Raw genomic sequence first — 23,587 nt, forward strand, 5'->3', positions numbered from 1 at the left:
AAGTCCTCAGAACCGGAAACCTTACTGGTTATTTCAAAATAAGTATAAAAGCACAAAATTATTCGGAAGATAGATTAACCTCAATTTCAATCTGCAAATTAATATGGCAACATACAATGTCCATGTAACCATCGAAAACAAACCTGGAATCAGTGATCCTGAAGGTGATACTATTCTCAATGACTTGGTACTAAAGGGAACTCACAAAACCGTCTCAAAAATTAAAACTGCTAAAATGCTAAAATTCACAATTAACGAAAAGGACAAAAAAACAACCCAATCTAAAATCCAAGAAATCTGTGATGATTTGCGTATCTACAATCCTATGGTAAGCAAAGTCACAATTGATGTTTTTGATGCCTAAGATTTTTCAGAATCTATGTTATCTAACATCCCATTAATCAAGAGTTTACTTCGCAGAAATTCTGCCAAATTTGTTTGAGTAATTACTCCTGCTAGTTTTTCATCATCTAAAATAATTAATCGTCTGATGTTATTGTTTAACATCTTTTGAACTGCATCTTCAATTGGGGTGTCTGGGCTTACCCATCGGAATTTTTTTGACATGATCTCTTCTATTTTTACTGATGATGTCTTTAGATCTTCTGCTGCAACTTTTTGAACAATGGCTCTTTCAGAAACAACACCCACTGGTTTTTCGTCTTTGATTATTACCAAAAAACTGATCTCTTTTTCTTTTAAAATTATTGCTGCATCGTATACTGTCTTATCGTGCTCAATAGTGATGACACTTTTTTGCATGATATCTCGTACATGGGCCATGCGATCATGGTGATATTTCCTGTAATAATTTTTTCTCACTAGACTCAAATTAAATATCGCAAGATCTAATTCTAATTGTGAAAGTTGGAGTTGTAGTTTTTCCTGGTAGTAATTGTGATCGTGACATGTATCATGTTCTAACTGATGTCTTTAATCTTGACGCTCAATACTATTGGCATGAAAAATCTCTTCCAAAAAATATCGATGCTGTTATTCTTCCAGGTGGATTCTCTTATGGTGATAGACTCCGTGCTGGGGTAATTGCCGCTCATAGTCCTATCATTAAGGATGTTCAAAAAATGGCAAAAAAAGGAGTTCCTGTTTTGGGTGTATGTAATGGATTTCAGATTCTTGTGGAATCTGGTCTTTTGCCTGGTGTTTTACTCAAAAATGAATCTCTGAATTTTATGTGTGAATGGACAAATCTAGTTGTAGAAAATAACAAAACTCCGTTCACAAACCAATTCAAACTACACCAAAAAATCCCCATCCCTATTGCAAATGGTGAGGGGCGATACTATGTTGATGATGACACTTTGAAAAAATTAAAGAAGAAAAACCAAATCGTCTTTAGATATGATGAAGTGGTCAATGGTTCTTCAAATAGAATAGCAGGTGTTTGTAATGAAGATGGAAATGTTGTTGGTATGATGCCTCATCCTGAAAGAGCTGTTGAATCAGAAATTAATCCAATTGATAACAAACCTTCTTCTCTAATTTTTGAATCTCTATTATCTAAAATGGGTGTAAGTAATTGAGTTTAGAGCCACAGGAATTATCTGAACTAAAATCCAAAATTGGAAGAGATCCAACTTCAACAGAGTTACAGATAGTTGCAGCAGAATGGTCTGAACATTGTTCTTACAAATCTTCCAAAAAACACCTCAAAATGCTTCCAATGAAAGGACCTCTTGTTATTACTGAGAAGGGATATGATTCTGGTGTTTTAGATGTTGGCGGTGGTTATGTTGTCACAGCTCACATTGAAAGCCACAACCATCCTTCAGCTGTGGAACCATATGGCGGGGCTGCAACTGGTGTTGGTGGAGTAATTAGAGATATCTTGTCTGCTGGAACAAGACCTATTGCAATATTGGATGGATTGAGATTTGGAAATATTGAAAAAGACAAGCAAGCAAGATGGCTATTCAAAAACGCAGTTACTGGTATTGCTGATTATGGTAATTGTTTAGGAATTCCAACAATTGGTGGTGAAGTGGAATTTGATCAATGCTATGAAAATTATGCACTAGTAGATGTTGCTGCTGTAGGCTTTGGTAAAAAAGAGAACTTGATAAAAAACCACGCCAAAAAAGGCGACATCGTTGTATTGATGGGAGGTTCTACAGGAAGAGATGGAATAGGGGGCTCTCAGTTTGCTTCCGATTCTCTAGAATCTGAAGATCGTTCTGCAGTACAAATCCCAGATCCATTCATTGAAAAATTAATCATAGAGGCAATCTTGGAGGCAAGAAATGCCAAACTCATTCATGCTATGAAAGATTTAGGAGGTGGAGGATTATCCTGTGCAATTTCTGAAACTGCTGATGCCCTAGAAATTGGAATTGAAATGGATGTAAGCAAAGTGCATACTCGTGAATCTGACATGCATCCTGATGAGATCATGGTTTCTGAATCCCAAGAACGAATGTTGATTGTAACTAGTAAAACTAAATTTGAAAAACTGCAAGAAATTTGTAAAAAATTTAGAATTGGATGCTCTGTTATTGGTACTGTAAAGTCTGATAATCAAATGCACGTCAAAAAAGGAAAAAAGACATTTGCAAATCTTCCTACAGATGTTGTTGCAAATGCAACTTTGCTTGATTTGCCATCAAAAAAACCAGCATACCTAAAAACAATTGAAAAAGAAAAAAAACTCAAACCAATCTCTGATTATTCTAAAACTATGATGAAATTACTTGCATCTCCAAATATCGCAAGTAAGATTTGGGTATATGGACAATATGATCATGAAGTTGGAATTAGAACTGTAGTAAAACCTGGAAGAGATGCATCTGTCTTGAGACTAGATAACGGAAAATTTCTTTCAATCAAAATAGACGGTAATCCAAAACAATGTTACATCAATCCTCGTGAAGGTGCAATTGGATGTTTTGAGGAGGCATGTAGAAATGTTGTTTGTACTGGAGCAAAACCAATTGGAATGCTTGATCATCTTCAGTTTGGAAATCCAAAAGACCCTGAAATATTTTGGACATTTTTAGAATCATTAAAGGGACTAACTGATTTTGCTAAAGATTTCAAAATCCCATGTATTGGTGGCAAGGTGAGCCTGTATAATGAAACCCCTGTAGGTCCAATCAAACCTACTCCATTAATTGGGGTCTTAGGATTAATTGACAAACACCCTCTTGTGCCTCAAAAGATTGATGATGGAGATTGTCTTGTAATTGTGGGTGCTACCAAAGATGAGATGGGAGGTTCTGAATACTATGAATACATTCACAAATTCATTGGAGGCAGATGTCCTAGTGTCGATTTTATAGAATCTAAGAAAAACATGAATGCAGTTTTAGATATAATTAAAAACCAACTCTTAAAATCTGCCCACGATTGCTCAAAAGGCGGAATAGCAGTTGCAGTATCTGAACTTTGCATGACAAATCAGATTGGATGTACTGTTTCACTAGACAAAATTCCTGGTAAAAAATTACTAATTGATAAAATTTTATTTTCTGAAAGTCACTCTCGCTATCTTTTGACAGTCAACAAGAAAAACCTCAAAAAACTAGAATCTATTTTGCAAAAACATAAAGTTTCATTCAAACAAATTGCAAAGTTTGAAGGCACAAAAATCAAATTTAATGATTCAAAAAAATCCGTCATTAATCTTGATGTAAACAAGGCCCAAAAAATCTGGCTAAACTCATTAAGTGATTTAGTACTTCGTAATTGAAATTATTAAAACACATAACATTTGCAGTTTTGATATCCTCAAAAAATATTATTTTTATTCCAACTCATCTGTAACATTAAATGAAATTTTAGCTATATCTTTTCCGTGATATTTTGTAATTATTTGATATGTTCCTTCTTCCCAGTGTTTGTTTAGGACAATAGGCAGTGAATAAAACCCATCATTGTTTATCACAGTTTTCATTTTTTCAGATGTTTTATCTGGGTGTACAATTATGATTTCTATGTTATTTGATGTTGTTAACTCCTGTATGTGTCCTGAAACTTTGATTTTGAGATTTTGTGTTGTTGAAGTGAATGTCCCCTCATTTTCAATGACTAATGAGCCTGAAGATGTTGTTGTGTGTGCAACTAGAGGGGATAATGATTCATCAAAATCAATATCTGGTTTTTGCATGTCTTGTCCGTAAACATAGATATTTCCAGTAGCCCATGGGTGTAAAGCACAATAATAATTGTAAATTCCTTGATTGGAAAACTTGTGTTGTACTGTGTCTCCTGGAAACAACAAATAACCAAATCTATTGTCTTTTTGATCTACTGTTCCACTAGTTACAGTATGTGTCAATGCATCAGTATTTACCCAAGTTACAATCCCATCTTCTAGAATTTTTGCATCATATGGTGTAAAACAGGAATTATCTATCTTGCATGTGGGGTTTGAAGCACCATGTGTGACTTCGACTTCAGCTGTAAGATTGATGTCTTCTAATACTTTTTCCTGGTCTTTATGATCTAAAATTTCTAATATGTTGTCAATTTTAGAAGATGATTTATCTCTCGTTTCATGCCATGCTTCTAATAAAATTCCAGAAGTCTTTAGAGGCTTTTGAAATACTATATCAAAATTAACCCATAGCCATTCATCATCAAAAGATGTTGAAAATTTAATCTCTTTGAAAATGTCATTTGGATCTTTAACTTCGATTGGTTTTCCTTTTTCATAAATTATTTCTGTATCACTATTTCCTACTGTTATTGGTGTTTCAGTATTTGACATGTATAATGATAAATGCTCAATTTTTGTACTGGCATACAGATCCCATAATCTGATTTGAAACTGTACTGGTTGATCTAATTTTGCTACGAATTTTGGTGTGTTGATTTTTTTCACCAAATCATAATAGGTGCCATGTTTTTTGTATTCTCCAATTTCTTTATAATTTTCAAAATCTGTTTTGTCTGTATGTTTGCTGTATGGGAAATACAGATCAAATGGGACATTCAACTGTTCTTTGTATTTTGATTTTTCTCCATCGTCTCCTTGATGTACTGAAAATTTGTAAATTCCTATGCCATGAATTTGTGGTGGTGCTCTTCCGTCATCTGAGCCTGTAGATACAAGTGGATTGGTTGGTGTTGAAGTTATCACATTAGATGAAGGCCCTGTTCCTACAGAATTAACTGCAAATACTCTAAAATGATATTCTGTATCCGTTGCCAGACCAGTAACAGTGACACTAGTTATAATGCTCAGTCCATCATTAAACTCATTCCAATTGTTTCCATCATCACTATACTCTATGATATAATCAATAATGGGAGACCCTCCATGATATGGAGTAGTCCATGTAAGATTAACTGTACAGCAAGTTGGAGAGCCTTGTAGATTTAATGGGGCTGAAGGAACTCCAGGTGCTAACGTGGTAGCAGACACTGTAGCGGATGCAGTTCCCATTCCAATTGCATTAATTGCACTAACTTTGTAACGATATCTTGTGTCCGGTTCTAAACCTTGATCAGAATATGTTGTATTTGTATTGCCAGTATCTGCAATGTAAATTTCCCAAGCATCTGATGCTTTTTTGCGTTCAATCTGATACCCAGTTATCTGCGACTCTCCATCATAGGGCTCATTCCAAGACAAATCAATCTGAGTTTGACTAATTACAGTTGCAGATAATCCTGTTACTCTATCTGGTTCTGTTATTGCAAGAGTTGTAGCAGTTTTGACGGTTGATGCAGTTCCCATTCCAATTGCATTAATTGCACTAACTTTGTAACGATATCTTGTGTCCGGTTCTAAACCTTGATCAGAATATGTTGTATTTGTATTGCCAGTATCTGCAATGTAAATTTCCCAAGCATCTGATGCTTTTTTGCGTTCAATCTGATACCCAGTTATCGGGGATCCTCCATCTGATGGTTCATCCCAAGACAAATCAATTTGATTTGGGCTGATAGCAGTTGCTGATAATCCTGTAACGCGGTCTGGTTCAGTTAGAGTTGGACCTAGGGTAGTAGTAGTAACAACAGTAGATGCACGACCTATGTCAATTGCATTAATTGCACTAACTCTGTAAGAATACTCAGTTCCAGAAATTAGTCCTAAATCCGAATATGAAGTATTTTGATTACCAGTATCTGCAACATGAACTATCCATGAATCTCCTGTTTTTCTCCTTTCAATCTGATACCCAGTTATCGGTGACTCTCCATCATATGGTTCATCCCAAGACAAATCAATTTGATTTGGGCTGATAGCAGTTGCTGATAATCCTGTTACTCTATCTGGTTCTGTTATTGCAAGAGTTGTAGCAGCACTAGCAGTAGATGCACGACCTATGTCAATTGCATTAATTGCACTAACTTTGTAACGATATCTTGTGTCCGGTTCTAAACCTTGATCAGAATATGTTGTATTTGTATTGCCAGTATCTGCAATGTAAATTTCCCAAGCATCTGATGCTTTTTTGCGTTCAATCTGATACCCAGTTATCGGGGATCCTCCATCTGATGGTTCATCCCAAGACAAATCAATTTGATTTGGGCTGATAGCAGTTGCTGATAATCCTCTCACTCTACCCGGTTCTGTTTGGGCAAACACTTCTTCACTAAAGAAAAATGAAACCAATACAACTAGTGAAAAAAACAAAAAAAGTCTTTTTATGCTCACATTCATTACTAAAATTTAAGATATTAAAAGGATGAATTTAATTTTTGAAATTGGGAATTCTTTTTTTCTCAAACTACTTCAAATTGAGGCCATTTACAGTAATGCTAAAAAACGGATTTTATTTTGACAGATTTCTTAGAATGTACAAATCTAATTGTTCTAAAGAAGGAACACCCTTTCATTGGATTGATAAATCCAATAATGGATTTTTGATTGAAATTTTCTGATCGCTATGCCTGATCTGCATTTTTATTCCTCAAAATAGTTTCAGTAGTTGAATGCGCTGGAATTGCCATGATTCTTTTCAAAATAATTCAAATTTGACCAATTTTTACTCTAAAAGTACTGTTTCTTTATGGAGTGAATCTAGATTTGGTTAAAGAAAATTGCGGTGTAGTTGGAATTTACAGTCTTAGTGGTGCTAATGTTATTCCAATGGTAATTGATGCATTACGTGCTTTACAACATAGAGGACAAGAAGCCTGGGGATTTGCAGTTCCAAATAAACCCCCATTCAAAAGAGTAGGACTAGTATCTCATTCATCATCTGAATTCAAAAAAATTGCCAAAGAATATGAATCTCCATGTGTCATTGGACATGTACGATATTCTACAATGGGTACTAGTACGCTAGACAATGCCCAACCATTGAAAGTAAAAGATCTTTGTGTTGCACATAATGGTACTATTGCCAATGCACAAGAATTATCTAATTTAGTTGGTGGATGCTCATTCACTCCACAAAATGCAAGTGACACATTGGTCGCTGCAGAAAGACTGGTATCATTAATTTCTGAAAATGGAGAAATGGGAAAAGCACTCTCAATCTTAAAAAATGAAATGGTTGGCTCGTATTGTTTTACTTTTATCTCTGATGATAACTCTGTTTATGCTGCACGAGATCCTAAAGGATTTCGACCTATGGTTTTAGGACATAAAGAATCTGATGATACATACATTGTTACTTCAGAATCTGCTGCAGTTACTGCAGTTAGTGCTACACTTCAAAGAGATGTGGTGCCAGGAGAATTAATCAAATTAAGTAAAACAGGTATAGAAACTGAAAAATTCTCAACTGATTCTTCTCGTGCACATTGTTCTTTTGAATTTACTTACTTTGCACACCCTTCAAGTAAAATGGAGGGGCGCAACATTTACGTTTCAAGAAAAAAAATAGGCCAATTCATGGCAAAGAAATTCCCAATACGTGATGCTGATTTAGTTATTCCAGTACCTGATTCTGCAAGGCCTGCTGCATTAGGATATGCACAAGAACTTGGGGTATCTTTTGATGAAGGTCTACTCAAAGACAGGTATAGTAAGAAAGGCCCATTGCGAAGTTTCATTGAACCTCATCAAAGTGACCGAGTTGAAATAAACCGCTGGATAATCCCCATTAGTGAAATCATCAAAGATAAGCATGTGGTGGTAATTGATGATAGTCTAGTTAGAGGCACAAGTTCAAAGGCAATTATCAAAGCACTTCGACGTGCTGGTGCTAAAAAAATCAGTATGCTAATCACATATCCTCAAATCAACTATCCTTGTTATGCTGGAATTGATTTTCCTTCACAAGAAGAACTTGCAACATTCACTGATGGAAAAACAATGACTGAGGATGAAATTACTGAGATGGTTAGACAAAGTATTGGTGTTGACTTTTTGGGATATAATACGGCTGAAAACCTATCTGATGCAGTTGGTTTGCCAAAGGACTTGATGTGTTTTACTTGTTCTTCAGGAAATTATGATTCCTTGGGAATAAAACCTGATTTTACTAAACGTGAGCAAGTAAAATCCACAAACTAAATCAATTTAGAGAATTGATTAAATATTGTTAAAAAATTTCTGTAGATATGCAAGCAATCTGGAATGGTGAAGTAATTGCAGAAAGCGATGACACTGTAGTGGTTGAAGGTAATCACTATTTTCCTTTTAACTCAATTAAAAAAGAATATTTTGAGAAAACTGACATGACTAGTTTTTGTGGATGGAAAGGAATGGCAAACTATTACTCTGTAACAGTTAATGGAAAAACAAACAAAGACTGTGCATGGTATTATGCAGAACCAAATGATGCTGCCATGAAAATCAAAGGCATGGTTGCTTTTTGGAATGGCGTTGAAGTAAAGTAACCAATTTAATTATTAGAAAAACTATAGGGATTTTGTGAAACAATACACTGCACTTCTTTGTCTTGGAGTTGGGGTGATTGCAATTATTGGCGTTGTTTTTGGTGCAGATTTTTTCAAGTTTTCTATAACTACACAAGATTATGAGATTTTTGTTGATCCTCTTTTAGATGAACAAGGAATGTTTACCATGGGAAGAGTTACCATACAAAATATTGGTGCTAAACCCATAACTAATCTTCACATTAATTTTGGAGATGGCGATATTTTGGATATTCAAAAACTAGATGTTGGCCAAAAGATCATTGTGTCTCCTCCACCTGAAAACTCGATGGAATTTGTAATGATCAGTGCGGATAATGAGATATTCGTCAACAAGGCTTACCGTGAAATGCCCAAAATGGTCGGCATGATGGGTTCCTAGCAGTTAAATTCTGTAAAAACCACGTAATTTTGCTTGAAATTTCTTACCAGTGGAAAGGTAAAGGATCTTTATGACGTTGATGATGATACATTACTATTCAAATTCTCTGATCGTGTTTCAGCATATGATGTAAAATTCAAACAAGATATTCCTAGAAAGGGTGAAGTTCTTTGCAAGTTTGCAGAATTTTGGTTCAATGAACTAGATGTTCCAAATCATTTCATAAAACGCGAATCAGAAACTGAGATACTTGTAAAGAAAATGAAAATGTTGCCCATAGAATGTGTTGTTCGTGGCTATTTTTATGGCAGTCTTGTAAGTAGATGGAAAAAAGGTGAAGTCAAAGTTTCTGAAGGAACCGATACCACATTAGCTGCAAAACTCCCTGAACCCGTATTTGATCCTACTACAAAATCTGAACACGATATCCCTATTGACAAAACCAAAGCAATTGAAATGAAGTTAGTTTCTGAAGAACAATACCATTGGTTAGAAAGAACTTCTATTGAAATTTACAAAAAAATGGCCAAAATTGCAGATGATGTTGGTTTTATCTTGGCTGATTTAAAATTGGAATTTGGAATTTTGAATGATCAAATAACTCTGGGCGACTCTATTGGTCCTGATGAGTATCGCTTATGGTCAAAAGACTCCTTTGAGATTGGTAAAATCCAAGAAGCATATGATAAACAACTTTTGCGTGACTGGTTAACTGCAAACGGATATCAAAAACAATTTGATGATGCTCGAGATAACGGGAAAGAACCAATAGCTCCTGAAATTCCAACTGATATTATTTCTAAAATGACAGAACGTTATGTTATTGCTTATGAAAAAATCTCTGGCAAATCCCTCTAACTATATTTTTACATTCAATGTTGACTAATAGTTAACTTTCAACTCGAATTCTGTTTTTGTAATTTTGCAAAATCATGTCTATGTAACGCATTTTCAGACCCTTGTCCCCTGATCATGGATTTTTCGAGATTTTACAAAAAATCTTATACCGCTACAATAATTCTTTATCCAATACAATATTTACTGTAGTGGTATTGTTTTGATTAATTGTATTACGATAATTATTGTAATGGTTATAATCAACTTAGTAACGTTATGATTTTTTTAGAAATGAAAAAAAATTGATGCGATTAGACAAAAAAATATGATACAAGGATCTTTTAGATCAGAAATAGAGGTAATCTTAGTATGTCTACGTTATTAGAAAAGCCAATCAAAGTAAATCGTATTGTTACGACAAGTATTGAACATGCACGAGCAATTGAAGACCCTGCACGTGCAAAAATTGTTGAGATATTATATCATCAAGCTCTCTCTGCTGACCAGATTACAACTACATTAAAGAAATCTGGATTCAAAAAAGCATTGACGACAATTCGTCATCATTTAGAAATTCTAAAAGAATCCGGATTAATTCAAATTGTTAAAATTGAAGAATCTCGTGGAGCAATAACAAAATTTTACAGCACCTCTACGAAACTACTTGATTTTGAAACGCCTGAAGATTTTGAATCAAAATATTCAAAACTCATAGACAACACATCGACAAAAATTGAAAAAATCCTCAAAGGCCTAACTCCAAAAACTGGAAAAACAAAAGGAAAGAAATCTGAAGAATATTCTCAATATTTGGTAATGGAGATAATGAATCGAGCCATGACAAATGTACTTGAGAATTCTGGTAAAAAATAATCGTTACACCTAAGTATTTCTTGCAGGAGATTCTTGTATGGTGCGTGTATTTTACAGCCAAAAAACAGAAGATCTAATTGAAAAGATGACTCTTACAAATTGGCGTAACCATGTTCAACAAGAACTTGGCCAAGAACACCAGGACATGTCTGATAACTGGAAAATGTGTGCAATTGGTGAGAGAATAAAGATTGAAGGTAAAGATCTTGAATCCATAAAGGATCTTTCTCCTGAAGCGATCCGATTAGGCTATGAGTTTTCGGTGGCAATGCAAGAAAAAGATAACCAAAAAGCACTTGAGATAATTACAAAAATTGAACAACTCCCAACAATATGGAGAGATGAAGTAAATGGATGATAAAGCTGTAAAATTATTTTCTGAAAAAAATCTTGTATACATTGCAACTATAATGAAAGATGGGTCCCCTCAAGTTTCACCTGTCTGGGCAAATTATGAAGATGGTTATGTTTTGGTAAATACTGCAGAAGGCAGAATAAAACACAAAAACATTTTACGTGATCCTAGAGTTGCAGTTTCTGTTGTCTCAAAAAACAACCCACTTGATATGACAACAATTCGTGGAGTTGTTGTTGAATTAATTCCTGATTATGATTATAAACATGCAGACAAATTAACTCAACAATACATGGGGCGTGAACATTATCCATTCAAACGTGATGATGAAAAAAGAATTATTCTAAAAATAAAACCAAACAAAGTTTTTGTCTTGCCTGAATTGAAAATGTCCGAGTAACAATTTAGGATATTTCTAAATTCGAATTTAGAAATATAATACATCTAGAAACATAATTCATAAAAAAGTTAGCATAGACAGCTTAACGTCGACGTTTAGCTGCCTTTCTCTTTGGAGCGGCTCTACGTTTAGTAGCTGCCTTTCTCTTTGGAGCTGCTTTTCTTTTAGCTGCAGTTTTTCTCTTTGGAGCGGCTCTACGTTTAGTAGCTGCCTTTCTCTTTGGAGCTGCTTTTCTTTTAGCTGCAGTTTTTCTCTTTGGAGCTGCCTTACGTTTAGCTGCTGTTCTCCTTTTTGGAGCTGCCTTACGTTTGGTTGCAGTACGTCTCTTTGGTGCTGCTTTCTTAGCTGCATTTCTTTTACGTGCTGCTTTTCTCTTACGAGCTGCTGCTGCTTTTGCGGCTTCAGCTGCTTTCTTAGCTGCATTTCTCTTACGAGTTCGTGCTGCTTTCTTAGCTGCTTCGGCTCTTTTGGCTTTAGATATTGCCATGATTTTTTTCAAAAATAATGTGTGTTATATGGTAAAAGTCACACAATATTACGTAAACTATGGAAAAACTTGACAATTGTTTTAGATTTTTATTTTTCCGATCAACAATTTGTTATACAAACTAGTGCGGTATCAACTGTTGATTGTTCTTTTTGTGGTCTGATGATTATTTTGTACATATTTTCTTCATCAAATGGAATGTCAAACTGTGTTGTTTTTTCTACTGGTTTGTTAGGTTCTAACCACTCTAAAAGAAGATCTTTTGAAGAAAATTCTCCATAAACTGCTTCATGTTTTTGCTCTTTTTCATCAACAATGTAAAATTGCCCTCCTGATAGTAGTGTTCTTTCTTCATCTCCTGTATACTTTGCAGAAATTCCTATCATTACAAACGTGTTTTCTGGCTGTGTTTCCTTATCTCCTTGATGCGTTCCTTCAAATGTAATTACATATTCTACAGGACCTACTGTGACTGTCTCTCCTGCAGAAGTTTCGATAAAATTAGTCTGATATTGTATGTACATGTACATTGCAGCCCCCATTGAGATCAAGATTGCCCCAATTACTATTACTACGCCTAACCCTGCCACAAAAAACCGTGGTTTTTTTTGATATATAGTTGCATAGTTTCTCAAACCCTCTGTTTTCAGCCTAGATTCTCTTAAAGTATGAAATTAGTAAAGGTTAAATTCCCAAAAGTGGGAATAAGGGTATGAATCAGACTGTAATTTTGGGGGCAATACTGGCCGTTTTTGTTATGTCTAGTTTGATGATGTCTCCTGCAGTGGCTGCCTCTGTTCATGAATTTTCAGCAATTGCGTTATCTTTTACTGATGAATTTAAAGTCAGAATTTCTGCAACTACTGATATCCCACAAGATAGCAATGATGCTTCTTATGGTTATGGTGTGATCACTGAAGAGGCCTTCTTTGATACTATTTTAGTAACTACCACTCATGGTGGATTCTTAGAGAGTGCAGACCAACATAATTCTGATGATGCAAGATGGCATAATCACTATCTTACTCTTACAGATGATGGTTTGGATAACGAGTGTGCTGGTTTGGAAGTTGCAGATATTTCATACGATTCTCCAGGTGATGTAAGAATTCACGGTGAAAATATTGTATTTGATGGAGCAAGAACTCTAGAGAGTGTTAATCCTTTTACTGGTGCAGAGAATGTTTTTCAAAGTGGTGAAACAATAGTTGCAATAATTTCATTTGATATTGCTCCTGTTTTTACTGACGGTGAAATTACAAACATCTGCATTGATGTTAATGGATTACACCCAATAAAATAATCATTTTTTGATCAAAAACAAGGGGTTTAGCTTTTACGCCTGGCAATAAAAGATCCTATATGTTTAGCTGGGACATCTTGGTGGTTTGATGGTTGCATTTCATATCTAGGCACAAGTGTTCAACCCCCCATCAAAATGCCTAATTTTGAAAAAATGGTATTGTGCCTAATTGAGGTAACATTAGAGGGGGGTTTAACGCCTAGGCATAATTCTAAGAAATACACCATTTTGAACATTTTGAGTAATCCCTTCAATATCTCTAAAACCTGAATGATTATTTCTGATGAATGGGTATCTTTTCTGTCAAAATAGGGGGGTTTTTGGATAAAAATACTGACAATTATTGCATCAACATGTTGCATCCTAGAAAAATACATCTTGAAAATGGATAAAAAGGGGCTAGTGCCCCTTACTGAAATTACAAAACTTGAGTTTATTGTTGCTCTACTCTGATTGTAATCTTGCCTTTTTTTGCAGTATTTACTACTTTGAGGGCTCTATTCATAACCCCCATGCCAAATCTTGACAATTCTGTTGTAGAAATTGTAAGTTCTCTTGGTTTTGATTTTGTTGTTTTTCTTTTCATGATTAGAATAAGGTAATTTTTGATATAAGGCCCGCGTATAACTGATAAATCGTCTATTTTTTAGAATGTCTTCAACAGAAATCTTGAAGTTTTTTCGTGCATTTCTGAGACTCTATCCATGGCATCAAACAACCCTTGTTGATTGATGTTTTCTTCTTTGTCTAATACCACATAAACTCCGATCTTTCGTTTACCATCTTCTGTAGTATTTTTGTTAATTGCTTGGAGTGTGTAGCAATAATCTGCCACTTTTTTTTCAAATTTTGTCTTCTCTTCTTCACTAAATCCCAAATATCTTGCAATCTGATTATTTTTCATATTCACCTTAGATCCAATTACCAAAATTCCTTGTTGTGACTTTGGCTCAAAAATTTCTACAGGAACCCCTGCTGGACCTGCATGTTTTACAAGAATTTGAAATGTATTTTCTGGATTTTTAACATCTTCAAACTTTAACCCTTCATGAATTAACCATCTTTCTACATTATCTCTCATTCTTGATGCACTCATCACAAATCATTGAAAGTGCTTCTATATGATTCTAAATCAAATGATTACAGTACTAAATTTATAATATTTCTAAACTCGAATTTAGAAATATTACAAATCTTTACCTGTAAAACACCAAATTTTTCTAAACGTTTACTCTGAAACCAGGGCCAAACTCAGGTATGAGTGATGCAATAATTGCATTGAAAACTAACCCTGCAACCATCAATGCAATTCCTACCCATAAACAATTTTTTGCTTTTTTTGGATCATCCTTACGTAAAAACAAATATGCAACAACGCCACCTATTATTCCAAAAAATATTGGTAACAAAAACCATAGATTGCTTCTTGGTCTTTCTGGGTATGTCATTTTCTTAAAATTATTTTGTAACAGCTGCTTTTTTCTGTAACTGTGTAATTTCTATCTCTACAGTTTCTAATGGATCTTCTACCTGATTTCGTTTAATTGAGAACATTTTTGGTTTCTCAAAGTCGTCTGTACAATCTGGGCATGCATAAACGAGAACTCTATGTTCGTTTGGTGCTTTTGGGTTTGATAATCTAGGGTAATACACTAGTCTAGCGCCACAATCAACACAATATCTGTTGGCCCTTCTAGTTCTGACCAATGTAAACCTCCTGCATTATTCTTAATATGCGATCATCTATTAGATCTATGTTGTCTAATAGTGTAAACTAATTACTGTCAACCGATCAATATTTCTAAATTCGAATTTAGAAATATAATTTTTCTATTATGTTGATTATCTTACAAGTATCAAAATAAAATGTTTCAAAACTCGAGTTTAGAAATAAGTGGCGCCGCCCATCAGACTTGAACTGACGACCGTCCGATTAACAGTCGGATGCTCTACCACGCTGAGCTAGGGCGGCAACATGTTTGTACCTTGCCAAAAGTGATTTAATCCTTGCGACTCTACAATTTAGACCAAAGTTGTTAGTAGTTTAGTTAAATTTGGCAAAAAATTCTTTGATTTCTTTTGAATGACTTTCTACCAATTCAATTATCTCCAAGTGTTCATCAGCAGTAGGTTCCCTTTGATGTACAACTTGAAATGCACTTAGTGCTGAACCCACCATTTCCCCAACAAAAAAACCACACAAGAAATCCCCAATTTTTTCACAATTCCAAATTTCTCCAACTCTTGGAGAAGCCCCTGATTTTTTGTATAATTCTAAAGTCTGTTGGATTAAATCGGTTGTTTGTTTAGCAAATTCTGGGTCTAGGGTCATTAGAAAAACTAGAAATTTTATTTGTCTATGCCTTTTTTCTTTTCATAGGCATAGATGCCGTCTAAGAAAACCCTGTGATCTTTGTTCTTTACTTTTGTTTTTAATTCTATGTTAGCTGCAGTTTGTGTAATGTCTGTCCAAACTTCCCCAGTAAGAATTACATCTTCTCCTTTTGGAATTACTTTTGTATTTCCCATGATGTGTGTAGTTCTTGGTGCTCTTTCACCTTGATAGTTTTCAATGAGAACTTTCTTTCCTTCTACTTTAACTGTAATTGGAAAGTGTGCAAAAACTACTTTCATCTTTATTGTATATCCAACAATGAGACCTTCACAAATATTTCTGATTATTGATCTTGCTGTATGTAAAATTGCATAATCTCTTTTTCTTTCCCCAATTGTTTTGAGATTTACTTTGCCATCTGTTAACTCAATATGTACTGGAATGTTTCTAAAACTTTTGTGAGTTTTACCTAGTGGACCCTCAAACATTAACATGTGTTTGTTTTGTGTAACTTTTACCCCTTCTGGGATATCTACTTGGTCTTGCATTTTTTCGAGTTGACTAGTAGACATATCCTATCAAAAATCCTCCAATTCCTTTTTGTGTTGCATCATGATGTGACATCACTCCTTGATTAGTTGTAACTAGCAGCATTCCTCTATCATATGCAGGCAAATATTGTTGTTCCCAATTGTTAAACTCATCCGTTTTCACTTTGAATCTTGGTGAAATTGCTCCACATTTTGTAATCTTTGCTAGTAGTTTGATTTTGAATTTTCCTCCTCTTTTATCATCGATATGTTCAAACTCTCCAATGTATCCATCTTTTTGAAGTGTTTTGAGAACTTCGATTCCTAATTTTGAAGTTGGAAGAATTGTACATTCACCCTTTCTTCTTGTTTCATTATTGTATAATGTGACAAATAGATTTGCTAAAATGTTAGTTGCTGGCATGATATCACCGATTTTTCCTGAATCCTAAAGATGTTGCTACTTCTCTAAAGCATCGTCTGCATAGCATCAAGTCATATTTTTGAATAACAGCTGTATAATCTCCACATCTTTTACACCATCGTGATCCTCTGCCAAAATCGTGCTTTTTTCTACCTGTGAATTCGTATGATCTATCTTTTGCCATTATGCTACCGTCACTCCAAACTCTTTTGTTAGATAATCCTTTGCTTCTTGACTTGTAATAATGTGAGATTTACCAACACTTGCTTTGTGTTTACTTCGTCTTCTAATTCCATATCCTGGTCTAGTTAGTGTAACGGAAATTCCAAGACCTAAAATTCCAATCGATGGTTCATACTTTACACCTGGAATGTCTATGTGTTCATTAATTCCAAATGAATAATTTCCAAAATTATCAAATGATCTACCATTTAGAGTATTTCCTTTTGCTTCAAACAACCTTTTCAATAATGCTTTTGCATCCTCACCACGAATTGTTACTGCCACACCTATTGGTTCACCTTTTCGTATTCCCCAATCTCTTTGAGTTTCTTTTGCATTACGTGCTGATGGTTTTTTACCTGAAATTTGTTCTAATGCTCTTCTTGCAATATCAATTACATCTCCTGATTTTCCAACTCCCATGTTGAGAACTACTTTCTCTAAAGAGATTTTTTTCATTGGAGATTCTGTTGTTTGAGACATATTATCACTTTACTTGAATTACTGGTTCCTCTTTTCCGATTGGCATGATGATGTCTGCTGGAATTTCGATTTTTCTATCTCCTAAGGACAGAATTACTCTTTTTGGAAGAATGAATGTACCTTCTTCAACACTTTCAATTTTTCCAATTTGTCCTGCATTAATTCCACGTGTTACTAATCCATGATTACCTGTTTCTAATTTGATTACTTCCAGAATTTTTTGATCTGGAACTTGAATTAAACATACATCACCAACATTTACTTTGGTATCTGAAATTGTTGAACGTCCATCATGGAATCCAATTTGCATTTTTCCTTTGCTAATTGTTGTTTTACTTGTAACTCTTACAAGTTTTTTTGTTTTTTCTGCATCACTAATTTTAATTGGTTTTAATAATTTTCCATCTGTTGGAACAAGACGATACACATCTGAAACATTTTCTAATTCTACTATATCCATTAATCCAATTGCATGATGTAATGATTTTCTAACAACCCCATCAATCTTTACTTTTCCAGAATAGATTGAAGTTTTTGCTTCTCTAAGACTTGTAACTATCTTTAACATATCTCTGAGAAATACTGCTGTTGGAACTGCATGATGTTTTTTGTGTGGTCCTGGTCTTGTTGTAATTACAAATCTCTTGTCTTTTCTGGCAATTCCCCAGAACTGAGGTGCCATTTGACGTTTGAGTTTTTTACTACCTGAAATACTTACCATTAATTCTCATCTTCCTTTTTTTCGGCTTTTTTCTCCACTTTTGTTTCTTTAGGCTCTTCTTTTGGAGTTTCTTCTTTCTTTGGTGTTTCTTTAGCTGGTTTTTCTTCTACTTTTGGTGCTGTTTTAGGCTGTTTTCTTGGGTCTTTGCCTTCTAGTTTTGCCATTCTCCATTTGTCATCTGTGTTTAGTGATGTAACTAGTAAGTTTGAGGTATGAATGAAAACATCAAATTTATCACCTTTTGTTTTCTCTTTTTTAACCCCTTCAATTGCAACACTGCTTTTTTCTGTAGATACTTCTGCAACTTTGCCATCCACTCCTTTGAATTCTCCTCTAACAATAGTTACACTGTCACCTTCAACTACTCTGACACTTCTTTTACCATATTTTTTATGAAGATCTTTTGATAGGGTGCTTCCAAGTTGTTTACTTTTTGTTTGGTAAGATGCACGATAAATCATCTTGTTGCGCATTTTAGTTGGTTTCATCTTCTTATACCACCATTGATGCCAAGTTAGCTACTCTTGGCCATTTCTCTGAAGCTTCTGCTGCAACTGGTCCTTTGATGTCTGTTCCTTTTGTTTCTCCTTCTGGAGTAATCAACACTGCTGCGTTGTCTTCAAAACAAACTCTTACACCGTTTAATCTTCTAACTGCATACTTTTGTCTAATTATAACTGCACCATACACTTGTTTTCTTAATTCAGCTGGTCCTTTCTTTACAACCACATTACAAAAATCTCCAACTGATGCTGATGGAAGTCTTGATGCTCTTGTTTTATGTCTTGGAACATTAATTACTTCTAAAATTTTTGCACCAGAATTATCTGCACAAACAATGTTTGCACCTACTGGGATTACTTTAGTTACATATGGTCTGAATTCTTCTACTCCTTTACCTGCTTGCTTTGCCATTATGATCTAACCTCCACTACGACATAACAAACCGATTTTGATATTGGTCTGCATTCTGCGGTCAATACACTATCTCCTGATTCAACATCAATGCATCCTGGAACGTGAGCATGAATGCTGCTTTTTCCTCTTGCATATCTTTTGAATTTGTTAAAGTAAATTGGTGCATCTTTTTGTAATGTTATGGTTTGTCTTGCTTTACTTCCAGTCACTTTACCATCAAAGAGTTTTCCTCTGATTGGTAATTCTCCGTGGAAAGGACAGTGCTTATCTGTACACTCTCTTTTTGGTTCATTTACTTTTAATCCGATGTTTTTAGTCATGCTTTTCCTCCAATTCTATCAAATGGTCTTTTTGCAATTTTAGAACCCTCTACAATTATATCATTATTCTCAATTGAGAATTTCCAATTACTTGTAGATTTTGCAATTGATCTTTTACCATTTTCTGTGTTAATTGTAAACATTGATTTTGTTTCATTTTCAATTCTTCCATTTAATCCTATTACTTGTGGGTTTGTTGATTGAACTATCTCTGTGTTTAATCCAATAAATTCATGTGATGTTATGTTGTCTACTGTTATCATTTCTCATTCCTCATCTCGTTTAATCTTGTTAACATTCTTGCAATGTCGTGTCTGATTGGTTTTAGTTTTCCACTTTCTTTTCTTAATGTACCTTTAGCTGCATCTACTCTAAGTTTTGCAAGCTCACTTCTTGATTCTTGGATCTTGCTTTTCAGATCTTTTTCGTTTAATTGTTTAATTGTCTTCATGCTGATTCTGGTCATTTGAGTTTGGCCTCCTCTTCTTCTAATGTTTCAAGCTCTTTCATCTTCTCTTCTTCTAGTGCAATTTGTTCTGATTCTGTTCTTGCTTTCTTTTCAGCAGCTGTTTCATCTCTCATCTTGCCTGTTTCTGCATCTTTGACTTGTTTTGCTTTCTTTGGTTTCTCAGCCTTCATTTCAAATTCTGGAACAAATTTTTCTTTTCTTGCAATTCTAATTCTAATTCCAATTAATCCCATTGCAGTTCCTACATGTGCAATATCTTCAGCAACAATTACTTCTGCATGATGGCCTGCTCTTGGTAAAATTCCTGCTGTGTGTTTCTCAAAGGCAGAACGGTCACCTCTTAATTTACCTGAAATTGTAATTTGTACACCCATGGCGCCATTCTCCATGATTTGTTTTAGAGTCCACATGGTTGCTCTTCTAAATGCAGTGCCTCTTTCAAGATGGGATGCCATTCTGTTACACATCACACTTGGTGATAACTCTGGTTTCTCAATCTCTACTACTGAAATTTGTGGATTTTTTAATCCAAAGTCTGTTGCAAGTTTATCTGTAAGGTCTCTAATACCTGAACCCTTCCTTCCGATAACTATTCCTGGTCTTGTAACATGTAATGCAACTCTTGTACCTGTGGGTGTTTTTGAAATTTCTGCATGTGAAAATCCTGCTTCTTTGATTGCATCTCTAAGATAATCTTTGAGTAGCATCATGTTGTAGTTGTCTTTGATTACGTTTTTGACTGATGACATTTCTAAATCTCCTGAGCCACCAATTCTACATGAGTCAATACATTATTCTTTGGAGTTGCTCTTCCCATTGCTCTTGGGATGAATCTCTTTACAATCACTCCTTTGTGAACAGTTGCGTTTACAATCTTTAATCTATCTAAATCCATTCCTTTGTATTCTGCATTTGATTCTAAATTATCTAAAACTTTGATGAATTCTTTTGCTGTTTTTTGTGGATAACGTCCTGCCATCATTCCCGGATCTCCTTTGTGTCCTACTTGATTCTTGTATCTTCTAAATGCAACTGCTCTTTCTTTGTGTATTACTGCTTGTAAGTAATCTCTTGCTTTTTCAATTGACAATCCTTTGATTGCAACTGCAACCTCTCTTGCATGTTTGTGTGACATGTCTATCTCTCTTACTGAAGAACGTACATGTCTTGTTGCATCATAATTTTGGAAAGCGTAACCGAATCTACCCATAATAATCACTTCAATGGTACATAGAGGCTGGATCTTGATGCGCCGACACCTGGTGCACCGTGTGAAACCTTCTTGTTTGTTATGACATATTCTCCCAAGTAATGACCAATCATTTCTGTTCTAATTAGAACTGGTTTGAACTCTTTTCCTGAGAAAACATTTACTGTAACATCTACCATGTATGGTAGGATAATCAAATCTCTAACATGAGTCTTGATTGGATTTTTTAATTTGCCTGCTTTTGCAGCTTTGATCTCTTCAATTAACTTTCTTTTACCATCATTAATTCCTCTGGTAAGAGATCTTCTTTGTCTTGCATTGAATAACTGGAACAATTTTTCTAATGACATGTTTTCAAGTTCCTCTTTTGGAAGTCCTCTGTATGAAAATTCTTTAACCATTTTTGTTCTTCACCTTCTAGCTCCCTATTATAGCATTCCTATCTTTGTTGCGAGGTCTCTTGCTTTTTCTGTATTTTCAAACTGAACAAATGCTTTCTTACCGTAGATTGTTCTAGCTGTGTTGACGTTAGTGACTTTTTCTTTGTATAGTGTGTTAACTGCATCAGCAATTTCTGGTTTGCTTGCTGATCTGTCTACTATGAAACAAATTTTACTTTCATTTTCTACCATTGCAAATGTCTTTTCAGTAATGTATGGTTTGAGTATGATTTTGCTTGCTTGATCTATATTCATTGTACTTTCGCCATTACCTCTAGATGTGTTGATTTTATCTTTCCAATTTCTTCTATTGCCGATTTGGAATAAACGGTTAATCTAATTGGGTCTGAGCCCGGAGCTAAATCTAAAACGCTCAAATCTTTAACACTTGTTGCCTCTACTCCTGGCAGTGCACCAATTGCTTTTGAAATATTTGATGAATCTTTAGTTACAAACAATACGCTCTTTCCAACTTTTTTGCTTCTACCTCTAAGTCTTGATTGACCAGAACGTGCTTTTCTTGTTTGTAATCTTTCTACATCTTGTGTTAGTTTTAATGAATCTAGTATTTTGGTAACTTCACTTGTTTTAGATATTGATTCAATATCATCTGAAACTACAATTGGGAATGATTCAATTCCTTCTACTTTATGTCCTCTTGATTCCACTCTATCTTTTGATGCAGTTGCAGCAATTGCAGAACATAATGCTAGTTTCTTTTCTTTTTTGTTTAATTTTTTGTAAATTACTTTCTCGACAATAGGTGGATGTGCTTGTCTTCCTCCTCTAGTTGATGCAACTTCTGCACCTTGACCTTGTCTTCCACCACCTCCGCCTTGTGCTCTGGCAACTCTGGATACACCTTGACCTGTTGGTGGATCATTAGAGTCTGCAACTACATCTTGACCTGCAGTTGGATGTCTTCCTTGTGGTTGGAATTTGTGTGATGTAAGATTAGTGAAAGCTTTGTGAATTAATTCTCTTCTAAATGGTGTGGAGAATACTGGTGGTAATTCTACTTCTCCATCTTTTGTTCCAGTTGTTGTGTATACATCTGTCTTGGTCATACTACTACCTCCAAAATGTTTGGTTTGTTGACTTTGGCTGGAACATTTCTGATTTGACTTCTTAGTTTGATCAATCTTCTATATGTTCCAGGAACTGAACCTTTTAGAATAATGAAATCACCTTTGACTAAACCAAAATGTTTGTAACCTCCATCTGGATTAATTTTTAATTTATCGTCTTCAGTATTACCCATAATCATAATTCTTTTATCATATTCTACTCTTTGATGAAATCCAAATTGTCCTGCTCTAGGAACTGTGTACATGACACTTTGTGGAGATATTGGACCCAATGAACCAACTTCTCTAACTGTCTTTCTTGATTTGTGTTGTTTTTTCTTTACATTCCATCTTTTCAAAACTCCTTGCCAGCCTTTACCTTTTGTAATTGCTGCAACGTCAACACTTGCACCTGTTTCGAAAATTTGATCAATCTTAATTTCTTTTCCAAGTAATTCTTTAACATGTGCAAATTGTTTTGGAATATCTCCTCCACTTACTGAAGCTTCAAAGACATATGGTTTCTTTTGTTCTAATCCTGCAGCACTTGGTGATACTGCAACAATTGCAAATATTTCTTTAATTTTTTTCAAACTCTTTTCTGCATTCTCAATTGCATTTTCTTGTTTATTTTTTAATGAAATTTCTTTAGCGATATTTTTTGGAATGTCTTCTGCATAAACATCAAATTCTGCATGTAGTCCGTCATGATCTTTTGAATAACCTCTAATTCCCAAAATCAATACTGGCGGTGTAACTAGAACTGTTCCAAGACTTACTAGTTGTTTTCCTGCATTAGGTACTTTTTCACGATCATCAATACTTACAATCTGAACACATCCTGCTTTGAAACCACAGTGAGCTAAAATCTTTGGTTCCTCTGAATCCAACTTAGGCCATGCTCTGATCCTTGCCTCCATGCTTTTAGCACGTACTCTAGGTGAATACGCAAGGCTTCCTCTACGTGGTGAATGTCTTTTTCTAGCACCCATGACTAAAACGCATCATCGATTGCCCT

General features: G+C 34.8%; 36 protein-coding genes and 1 tRNA gene. 11 read left to right on the forward strand and 26 right to left on the reverse strand.

Features of this window, described 5'->3' with window-relative positions; genetic code table 11:
• The first annotated feature begins 103 nt into the window (after positions 1–103).
• Complete coding sequence (gene purS, locus ACQY2P_RS02540) at positions 104–364, forward strand: phosphoribosylformylglycinamidine synthase subunit PurS (RefSeq protein WP_428326847.1); 261 nt, start codon at positions 104–106, stop codon at positions 362–364.
• Here the strand turns inward: purS and ACQY2P_RS02545 are convergent.
• Positions 361–783 (reverse strand): CBS domain-containing protein, encoded by a 423-nt coding sequence (locus ACQY2P_RS02545; protein ID WP_428326848.1) that lies wholly within the window; start codon positions 781–783, stop codon positions 361–363. The genes purS and ACQY2P_RS02545 overlap by 4 nt on opposite strands.
• 77 nt (positions 784–860) lie before the next feature.
• Here ACQY2P_RS02545 and purQ point away from each other — a divergent pair, with 77 nt between their 5' ends.
• Both purQ and purL read left to right on the forward strand, forming a co-directional pair.
• Positions 861–1,541, forward strand: a complete 681-nt coding sequence (gene purQ / locus ACQY2P_RS02550) for a phosphoribosylformylglycinamidine synthase subunit PurQ (RefSeq protein WP_428326849.1) — start codon at positions 861–863, stop codon at positions 1,539–1,541.
• Positions 1,538–3,703: a phosphoribosylformylglycinamidine synthase subunit PurL gene (gene purL / locus ACQY2P_RS02555; protein WP_428326850.1), complete on the forward strand. Its 2,166-nt coding sequence runs from the start codon at positions 1,538–1,540 to the stop codon at positions 3,701–3,703. The genes purQ and purL overlap by 4 nt, the downstream gene beginning before the upstream one ends.
• A 54-nt stretch (positions 3,704–3,757) precedes the next feature.
• Here purL and ACQY2P_RS02560 read toward each other — a convergent pair whose 3' ends face one another.
• On the reverse strand, positions 3,758–6,619 hold the full coding sequence (locus tag ACQY2P_RS02560) for a fibronectin type III domain-containing protein (protein WP_428326851.1): 2,862 nt from the start codon (positions 6,617–6,619) through the stop codon (positions 3,758–3,760).
• A 372-nt stretch (positions 6,620–6,991) separates the two neighbouring features.
• Between ACQY2P_RS02560 and ACQY2P_RS02565 the strand changes: the two genes are divergently transcribed.
• The 7 genes from ACQY2P_RS02565 (at position 6,992) to ACQY2P_RS02595 (ending at position 11,640) form a co-directional block, all read left to right on the forward strand.
• Positions 6,992–8,428 (forward strand): amidophosphoribosyltransferase, encoded by a 1,437-nt coding sequence (locus ACQY2P_RS02565; protein ID WP_428326852.1) that lies wholly within the window; start codon positions 6,992–6,994, stop codon positions 8,426–8,428.
• Positions 8,429–8,475: 47 nt separating this feature from the next.
• Positions 8,476–8,754, forward strand: a complete 279-nt coding sequence (locus ACQY2P_RS02570; RefSeq protein WP_428326853.1) for a DUF427 domain-containing protein — start codon at positions 8,476–8,478, stop codon at positions 8,752–8,754.
• 34 nt (positions 8,755–8,788) lie between these two features.
• On the forward strand, positions 8,789–9,175 hold the full coding sequence (locus ACQY2P_RS02575) for a hypothetical protein (RefSeq protein ID WP_428326854.1): 387 nt from the start codon (positions 8,789–8,791) through the stop codon (positions 9,173–9,175).
• Positions 9,176–9,208: 33 nt separating this feature from the next.
• Positions 9,209–10,033 (forward strand): phosphoribosylaminoimidazolesuccinocarboxamide synthase, encoded by an 825-nt coding sequence (purC, locus tag ACQY2P_RS02580; protein ID WP_428326855.1) that lies wholly within the window; start codon positions 9,209–9,211, stop codon positions 10,031–10,033.
• A 348-nt stretch (positions 10,034–10,381) separates the two neighbouring features.
• Positions 10,382–10,885, forward strand: coding sequence for a helix-turn-helix domain-containing protein (locus tag ACQY2P_RS02585; RefSeq protein WP_428326856.1), 504 nt, complete (start codon positions 10,382–10,384; stop codon positions 10,883–10,885).
• 37 nt (positions 10,886–10,922) lie between these two features.
• Complete coding sequence (locus ACQY2P_RS02590) at positions 10,923–11,243, forward strand: hypothetical protein (protein ID WP_141975668.1); 321 nt, start codon at positions 10,923–10,925, stop codon at positions 11,241–11,243.
• Positions 11,236–11,640, forward strand: coding sequence for a PPOX class F420-dependent oxidoreductase (locus ACQY2P_RS02595; protein ID WP_428326857.1), 405 nt, complete (start codon positions 11,236–11,238; stop codon positions 11,638–11,640). The genes ACQY2P_RS02590 and ACQY2P_RS02595 overlap by 8 nt, the downstream gene beginning before the upstream one ends.
• 82 nt (positions 11,641–11,722) lie before the next feature.
• Here ACQY2P_RS02595 and ACQY2P_RS02600 read toward each other — a convergent pair whose 3' ends face one another.
• Positions 11,723–12,127: a hypothetical protein gene (locus tag ACQY2P_RS02600; RefSeq protein ID WP_428326858.1), complete on the reverse strand. Its 405-nt coding sequence runs from the start codon at positions 12,125–12,127 to the stop codon at positions 11,723–11,725.
• Between the two features lie 101 nt (positions 12,128–12,228).
• Positions 12,229–12,717: a DUF4352 domain-containing protein gene (locus ACQY2P_RS02605; RefSeq protein WP_428326859.1), complete on the reverse strand. Its 489-nt coding sequence runs from the start codon at positions 12,715–12,717 to the stop codon at positions 12,229–12,231.
• A gap of 122 nt (positions 12,718–12,839) precedes the next feature.
• Between ACQY2P_RS02605 and ACQY2P_RS02610 the strand changes: the two genes are divergently transcribed.
• Positions 12,840–13,430, forward strand: coding sequence for a hypothetical protein (locus ACQY2P_RS02610; protein WP_428326860.1), 591 nt, complete (start codon positions 12,840–12,842; stop codon positions 13,428–13,430).
• Between the two features lie 433 nt (positions 13,431–13,863).
• Here ACQY2P_RS02610 and ACQY2P_RS02615 read toward each other — a convergent pair whose 3' ends face one another.
• The 22 genes from ACQY2P_RS02615 to ACQY2P_RS02720 form a co-directional block, all read right to left on the reverse strand.
• Positions 13,864–14,016 carry a hypothetical protein gene (locus tag ACQY2P_RS02615; RefSeq protein WP_428326861.1) on the reverse strand — a complete coding sequence of 51 codons (153 nt, stop codon included), beginning with the start codon at positions 14,014–14,016 and terminating at the stop codon, positions 13,864–13,866.
• A gap of 60 nt (positions 14,017–14,076) precedes the next feature.
• Entirely contained in the window at positions 14,077–14,526 is a 450-nt protein-coding gene (locus ACQY2P_RS02620; RefSeq protein WP_428326862.1) for a DUF2299 family protein, read from the reverse strand.
• A gap of 124 nt (positions 14,527–14,650) precedes the next feature.
• A complete protein-coding gene (locus ACQY2P_RS02625) occupies positions 14,651–14,878 on the reverse strand; it encodes a hypothetical protein (protein WP_428326863.1) in 228 nt (75 codons plus the stop codon).
• A gap of 10 nt (positions 14,879–14,888) precedes the next feature.
• Positions 14,889–15,137: a hypothetical protein gene (locus tag ACQY2P_RS02630; protein WP_428326864.1), complete on the reverse strand. Its 249-nt coding sequence runs from the start codon at positions 15,135–15,137 to the stop codon at positions 14,889–14,891.
• Between the two features lie 188 nt (positions 15,138–15,325).
• Positions 15,326–15,402, reverse strand: a tRNA-Asn gene (locus ACQY2P_RS02635).
• A 72-nt stretch (positions 15,403–15,474) separates the two neighbouring features.
• Positions 15,475–15,762: a hypothetical protein gene (locus ACQY2P_RS02640; RefSeq protein ID WP_141975653.1), complete on the reverse strand. Its 288-nt coding sequence runs from the start codon at positions 15,760–15,762 to the stop codon at positions 15,475–15,477.
• Between the two features lie 17 nt (positions 15,763–15,779).
• Entirely contained in the window at positions 15,780–16,337 is a 558-nt protein-coding gene (locus ACQY2P_RS02645; protein WP_428326865.1) for a 50S ribosomal protein L6, read from the reverse strand.
• On the reverse strand, positions 16,327–16,719 hold the full coding sequence (locus ACQY2P_RS02650) for a 30S ribosomal protein S8 (protein ID WP_428326866.1): 393 nt from the start codon (positions 16,717–16,719) through the stop codon (positions 16,327–16,329). The genes ACQY2P_RS02645 and ACQY2P_RS02650 overlap by 11 nt, the downstream gene beginning before the upstream one ends.
• 4 nt (positions 16,720–16,723) lie before the next feature.
• Positions 16,724–16,903: a 30S ribosomal protein S14 gene (locus ACQY2P_RS02655; protein ID WP_014963151.1), complete on the reverse strand. Its 180-nt coding sequence runs from the start codon at positions 16,901–16,903 to the stop codon at positions 16,724–16,726.
• Positions 16,903–17,424 carry a 50S ribosomal protein L5 gene (locus ACQY2P_RS02660; protein WP_428326867.1) on the reverse strand — a complete coding sequence of 174 codons (522 nt, stop codon included), beginning with the start codon at positions 17,422–17,424 and terminating at the stop codon, positions 16,903–16,905. The genes ACQY2P_RS02655 and ACQY2P_RS02660 overlap by 1 nt, the downstream gene beginning before the upstream one ends.
• A 4-nt stretch (positions 17,425–17,428) precedes the next feature.
• Complete coding sequence (locus ACQY2P_RS02665) at positions 17,429–18,145, reverse strand: 30S ribosomal protein S4e (protein ID WP_428326868.1); 717 nt, start codon at positions 18,143–18,145, stop codon at positions 17,429–17,431.
• Positions 18,145–18,633: a 50S ribosomal protein L24 gene (rplX, locus tag ACQY2P_RS02670; RefSeq protein ID WP_428326869.1), complete on the reverse strand. Its 489-nt coding sequence runs from the start codon at positions 18,631–18,633 to the stop codon at positions 18,145–18,147. The genes ACQY2P_RS02665 and rplX overlap by 1 nt, the downstream gene beginning before the upstream one ends.
• 4 nt (positions 18,634–18,637) lie before the next feature.
• Positions 18,638–19,060: a 50S ribosomal protein L14 gene (locus ACQY2P_RS02675; protein ID WP_428324252.1), complete on the reverse strand. Its 423-nt coding sequence runs from the start codon at positions 19,058–19,060 to the stop codon at positions 18,638–18,640.
• Positions 19,060–19,383, reverse strand: a complete 324-nt coding sequence (locus tag ACQY2P_RS02680; RefSeq protein ID WP_428326870.1) for a 30S ribosomal protein S17 — start codon at positions 19,381–19,383, stop codon at positions 19,060–19,062. Before ACQY2P_RS02680 ends, ACQY2P_RS02675 begins: the two co-directional genes overlap by 1 nt.
• The gene (locus ACQY2P_RS02685) at positions 19,380–19,646 is read right to left on the reverse strand and encodes a ribonuclease P protein component 1 (protein ID WP_428326871.1); all 267 of its coding nucleotides are present in this window, start codon (positions 19,644–19,646) and stop codon (positions 19,380–19,382) included. The genes ACQY2P_RS02680 and ACQY2P_RS02685 overlap by 4 nt, the downstream gene beginning before the upstream one ends.
• Complete coding sequence (gene rpmC / locus ACQY2P_RS02690) at positions 19,643–19,849, reverse strand: 50S ribosomal protein L29 (RefSeq protein WP_014963158.1); 207 nt, start codon at positions 19,847–19,849, stop codon at positions 19,643–19,645. Before rpmC ends, ACQY2P_RS02685 begins: the two co-directional genes overlap by 4 nt.
• Positions 19,846–20,601, reverse strand: a complete 756-nt coding sequence (locus tag ACQY2P_RS02695) for a 30S ribosomal protein S3 (RefSeq protein ID WP_428326872.1) — start codon at positions 20,599–20,601, stop codon at positions 19,846–19,848. Before ACQY2P_RS02695 ends, rpmC begins: the two co-directional genes overlap by 4 nt.
• 2 nt (positions 20,602–20,603) lie before the next feature.
• Positions 20,604–21,062 (reverse strand): 50S ribosomal protein L22, encoded by a 459-nt coding sequence (locus ACQY2P_RS02700; RefSeq protein ID WP_428326873.1) that lies wholly within the window; start codon positions 21,060–21,062, stop codon positions 20,604–20,606.
• A gap of 5 nt (positions 21,063–21,067) precedes the next feature.
• Positions 21,068–21,463 carry a 30S ribosomal protein S19 gene (locus ACQY2P_RS02705; protein ID WP_428326874.1) on the reverse strand — a complete coding sequence of 132 codons (396 nt, stop codon included), beginning with the start codon at positions 21,461–21,463 and terminating at the stop codon, positions 21,068–21,070.
• Between the two features lie 27 nt (positions 21,464–21,490).
• Positions 21,491–21,757 carry a 50S ribosomal protein L23 gene (locus tag ACQY2P_RS02710; RefSeq protein ID WP_428326875.1) on the reverse strand — a complete coding sequence of 89 codons (267 nt, stop codon included), beginning with the start codon at positions 21,755–21,757 and terminating at the stop codon, positions 21,491–21,493.
• Positions 21,754–22,569, reverse strand: a complete 816-nt coding sequence (gene rpl4p, locus ACQY2P_RS02715; RefSeq protein ID WP_428326876.1) for a 50S ribosomal protein L4 — start codon at positions 22,567–22,569, stop codon at positions 21,754–21,756. Before rpl4p ends, ACQY2P_RS02710 begins: the two co-directional genes overlap by 4 nt.
• Entirely contained in the window at positions 22,566–23,561 is a 996-nt protein-coding gene (locus ACQY2P_RS02720; RefSeq protein ID WP_428326877.1) for a 50S ribosomal protein L3, read from the reverse strand. The genes rpl4p and ACQY2P_RS02720 overlap by 4 nt, the downstream gene beginning before the upstream one ends.
• Positions 23,562–23,587 lie beyond the last annotated feature (26 nt).

It is taken from the genome of Candidatus Nitrosopumilus sp. (assembly GCF_965262695.1).
Lineage (GTDB): Archaea > Thermoproteota > Nitrososphaeria > Nitrososphaerales > Nitrosopumilaceae > Nitrosopumilus.

What these genes read in the sequence shown, in the direction of transcription:
- ACQY2P_RS02645 (WP_428326865.1), bottom strand. Translation starts at nt 16,337, where the DNA reads ATGTCTACTAGTCAACTCGAAAAAATGCAAGACCAAGTAGATATCCCA.
- ACQY2P_RS02620 (WP_428326862.1), bottom strand. Translation starts at nt 14,526, where the DNA reads ATGAGTGCATCAAGAATGAGAGATAATGTAGAAAGATGGTTAATTCAT.
- ACQY2P_RS02710 (WP_428326875.1), bottom strand. Translation starts at nt 21,757, where the DNA reads ATGAATATAGATCAAGCAAGCAAAATCATACTCAAACCATACATTACT.
- ACQY2P_RS02695 (WP_428326872.1), bottom strand. Translation starts at nt 20,601, where the DNA reads ATGTCATCAGTCAAAAACGTAATCAAAGACAACTACAACATGATGCTA.
- ACQY2P_RS02700 (WP_428326873.1), bottom strand. Translation starts at nt 21,062, where the DNA reads ATGGGTAGATTCGGTTACGCTTTCCAAAATTATGATGCAACAAGACAT.
- ACQY2P_RS02625 (WP_428326863.1), bottom strand. Translation starts at nt 14,878, where the DNA reads ATGACATACCCAGAAAGACCAAGAAGCAATCTATGGTTTTTGTTACCA.
- rplX (WP_428326869.1), bottom strand. Translation starts at nt 18,633, where the DNA reads ATGAAACCAACTAAAATGCGCAACAAGATGATTTATCGTGCATCTTAC.
- rpl4p (WP_428326876.1), bottom strand. Translation starts at nt 22,569, where the DNA reads ATGACCAAGACAGATGTATACACAACAACTGGAACAAAAGATGGAGAA.
- ACQY2P_RS02720 (WP_428326877.1), bottom strand. Translation starts at nt 23,561, where the DNA reads ATGGGTGCTAGAAAAAGACATTCACCACGTAGAGGAAGCCTTGCGTAT.
- ACQY2P_RS02640 (WP_141975653.1), bottom strand. Translation starts at nt 15,762, where the DNA reads ATGACCCTAGACCCAGAATTTGCTAAACAAACAACCGATTTAATCCAA.
- purS (WP_428326847.1), top strand. Translation starts at nt 104, where the DNA reads ATGGCAACATACAATGTCCATGTAACCATCGAAAACAAACCTGGAATC.
- ACQY2P_RS02570 (WP_428326853.1), top strand. Translation starts at nt 8,476, where the DNA reads ATGCAAGCAATCTGGAATGGTGAAGTAATTGCAGAAAGCGATGACACT.
- ACQY2P_RS02675 (WP_428324252.1), bottom strand. Translation starts at nt 19,060, where the DNA reads ATGGCAAAGCAAGCAGGTAAAGGAGTAGAAGAATTCAGACCATATGTA.
- rpmC (WP_014963158.1), bottom strand. Translation starts at nt 19,849, where the DNA reads ATGACCAGAATCAGCATGAAGACAATTAAACAATTAAACGAAAAAGAT.
- ACQY2P_RS02650 (WP_428326866.1), bottom strand. Translation starts at nt 16,719, where the DNA reads ATGCCAGCAACTAACATTTTAGCAAATCTATTTGTCACATTATACAAT.
- ACQY2P_RS02590 (WP_141975668.1), top strand. Translation starts at nt 10,923, where the DNA reads ATGGTGCGTGTATTTTACAGCCAAAAAACAGAAGATCTAATTGAAAAG.
- ACQY2P_RS02680 (WP_428326870.1), bottom strand. Translation starts at nt 19,383, where the DNA reads ATGACTAAAAACATCGGATTAAAAGTAAATGAACCAAAAAGAGAGTGT.
- ACQY2P_RS02685 (WP_428326871.1), bottom strand. Translation starts at nt 19,646, where the DNA reads ATGATAACAGTAGACAACATAACATCACATGAATTTATTGGATTAAAC.
- ACQY2P_RS02610 (WP_428326860.1), top strand. Translation starts at nt 12,840, where the DNA reads ATGAATCAGACTGTAATTTTGGGGGCAATACTGGCCGTTTTTGTTATG.
- ACQY2P_RS02655 (WP_014963151.1), bottom strand. Translation starts at nt 16,903, where the DNA reads ATGGCAAAAGATAGATCATACGAATTCACAGGTAGAAAAAAGCACGAT.
- ACQY2P_RS02585 (WP_428326856.1), top strand. Translation starts at nt 10,382, where the DNA reads ATGTCTACGTTATTAGAAAAGCCAATCAAAGTAAATCGTATTGTTACG.
- ACQY2P_RS02600 (WP_428326858.1), bottom strand. Translation starts at nt 12,127, where the DNA reads ATGGCAATATCTAAAGCCAAAAGAGCCGAAGCAGCTAAGAAAGCAGCA.
- ACQY2P_RS02545 (WP_428326848.1), bottom strand. Translation starts at nt 783, where the DNA reads ATGGCCCATGTACGAGATATCATGCAAAAAAGTGTCATCACTATTGAG.
- ACQY2P_RS02705 (WP_428326874.1), bottom strand. Translation starts at nt 21,463, where the DNA reads ATGGTTAAAGAATTTTCATACAGAGGACTTCCAAAAGAGGAACTTGAA.
- ACQY2P_RS02615 (WP_428326861.1), bottom strand. Translation starts at nt 14,016, where the DNA reads ATGAAAAGAAAAACAACAAAATCAAAACCAAGAGAACTTACAATTTCT.
- ACQY2P_RS02660 (WP_428326867.1), bottom strand. Translation starts at nt 17,424, where the DNA reads ATGTCTCAAACAACAGAATCTCCAATGAAAAAAATCTCTTTAGAGAAA.
- ACQY2P_RS02595 (WP_428326857.1), top strand. Translation starts at nt 11,236, where the DNA reads ATGGATGATAAAGCTGTAAAATTATTTTCTGAAAAAAATCTTGTATAC.
- ACQY2P_RS02665 (WP_428326868.1), bottom strand. Translation starts at nt 18,145, where the DNA reads ATGGTAAGTATTTCAGGTAGTAAAAAACTCAAACGTCAAATGGCACCT.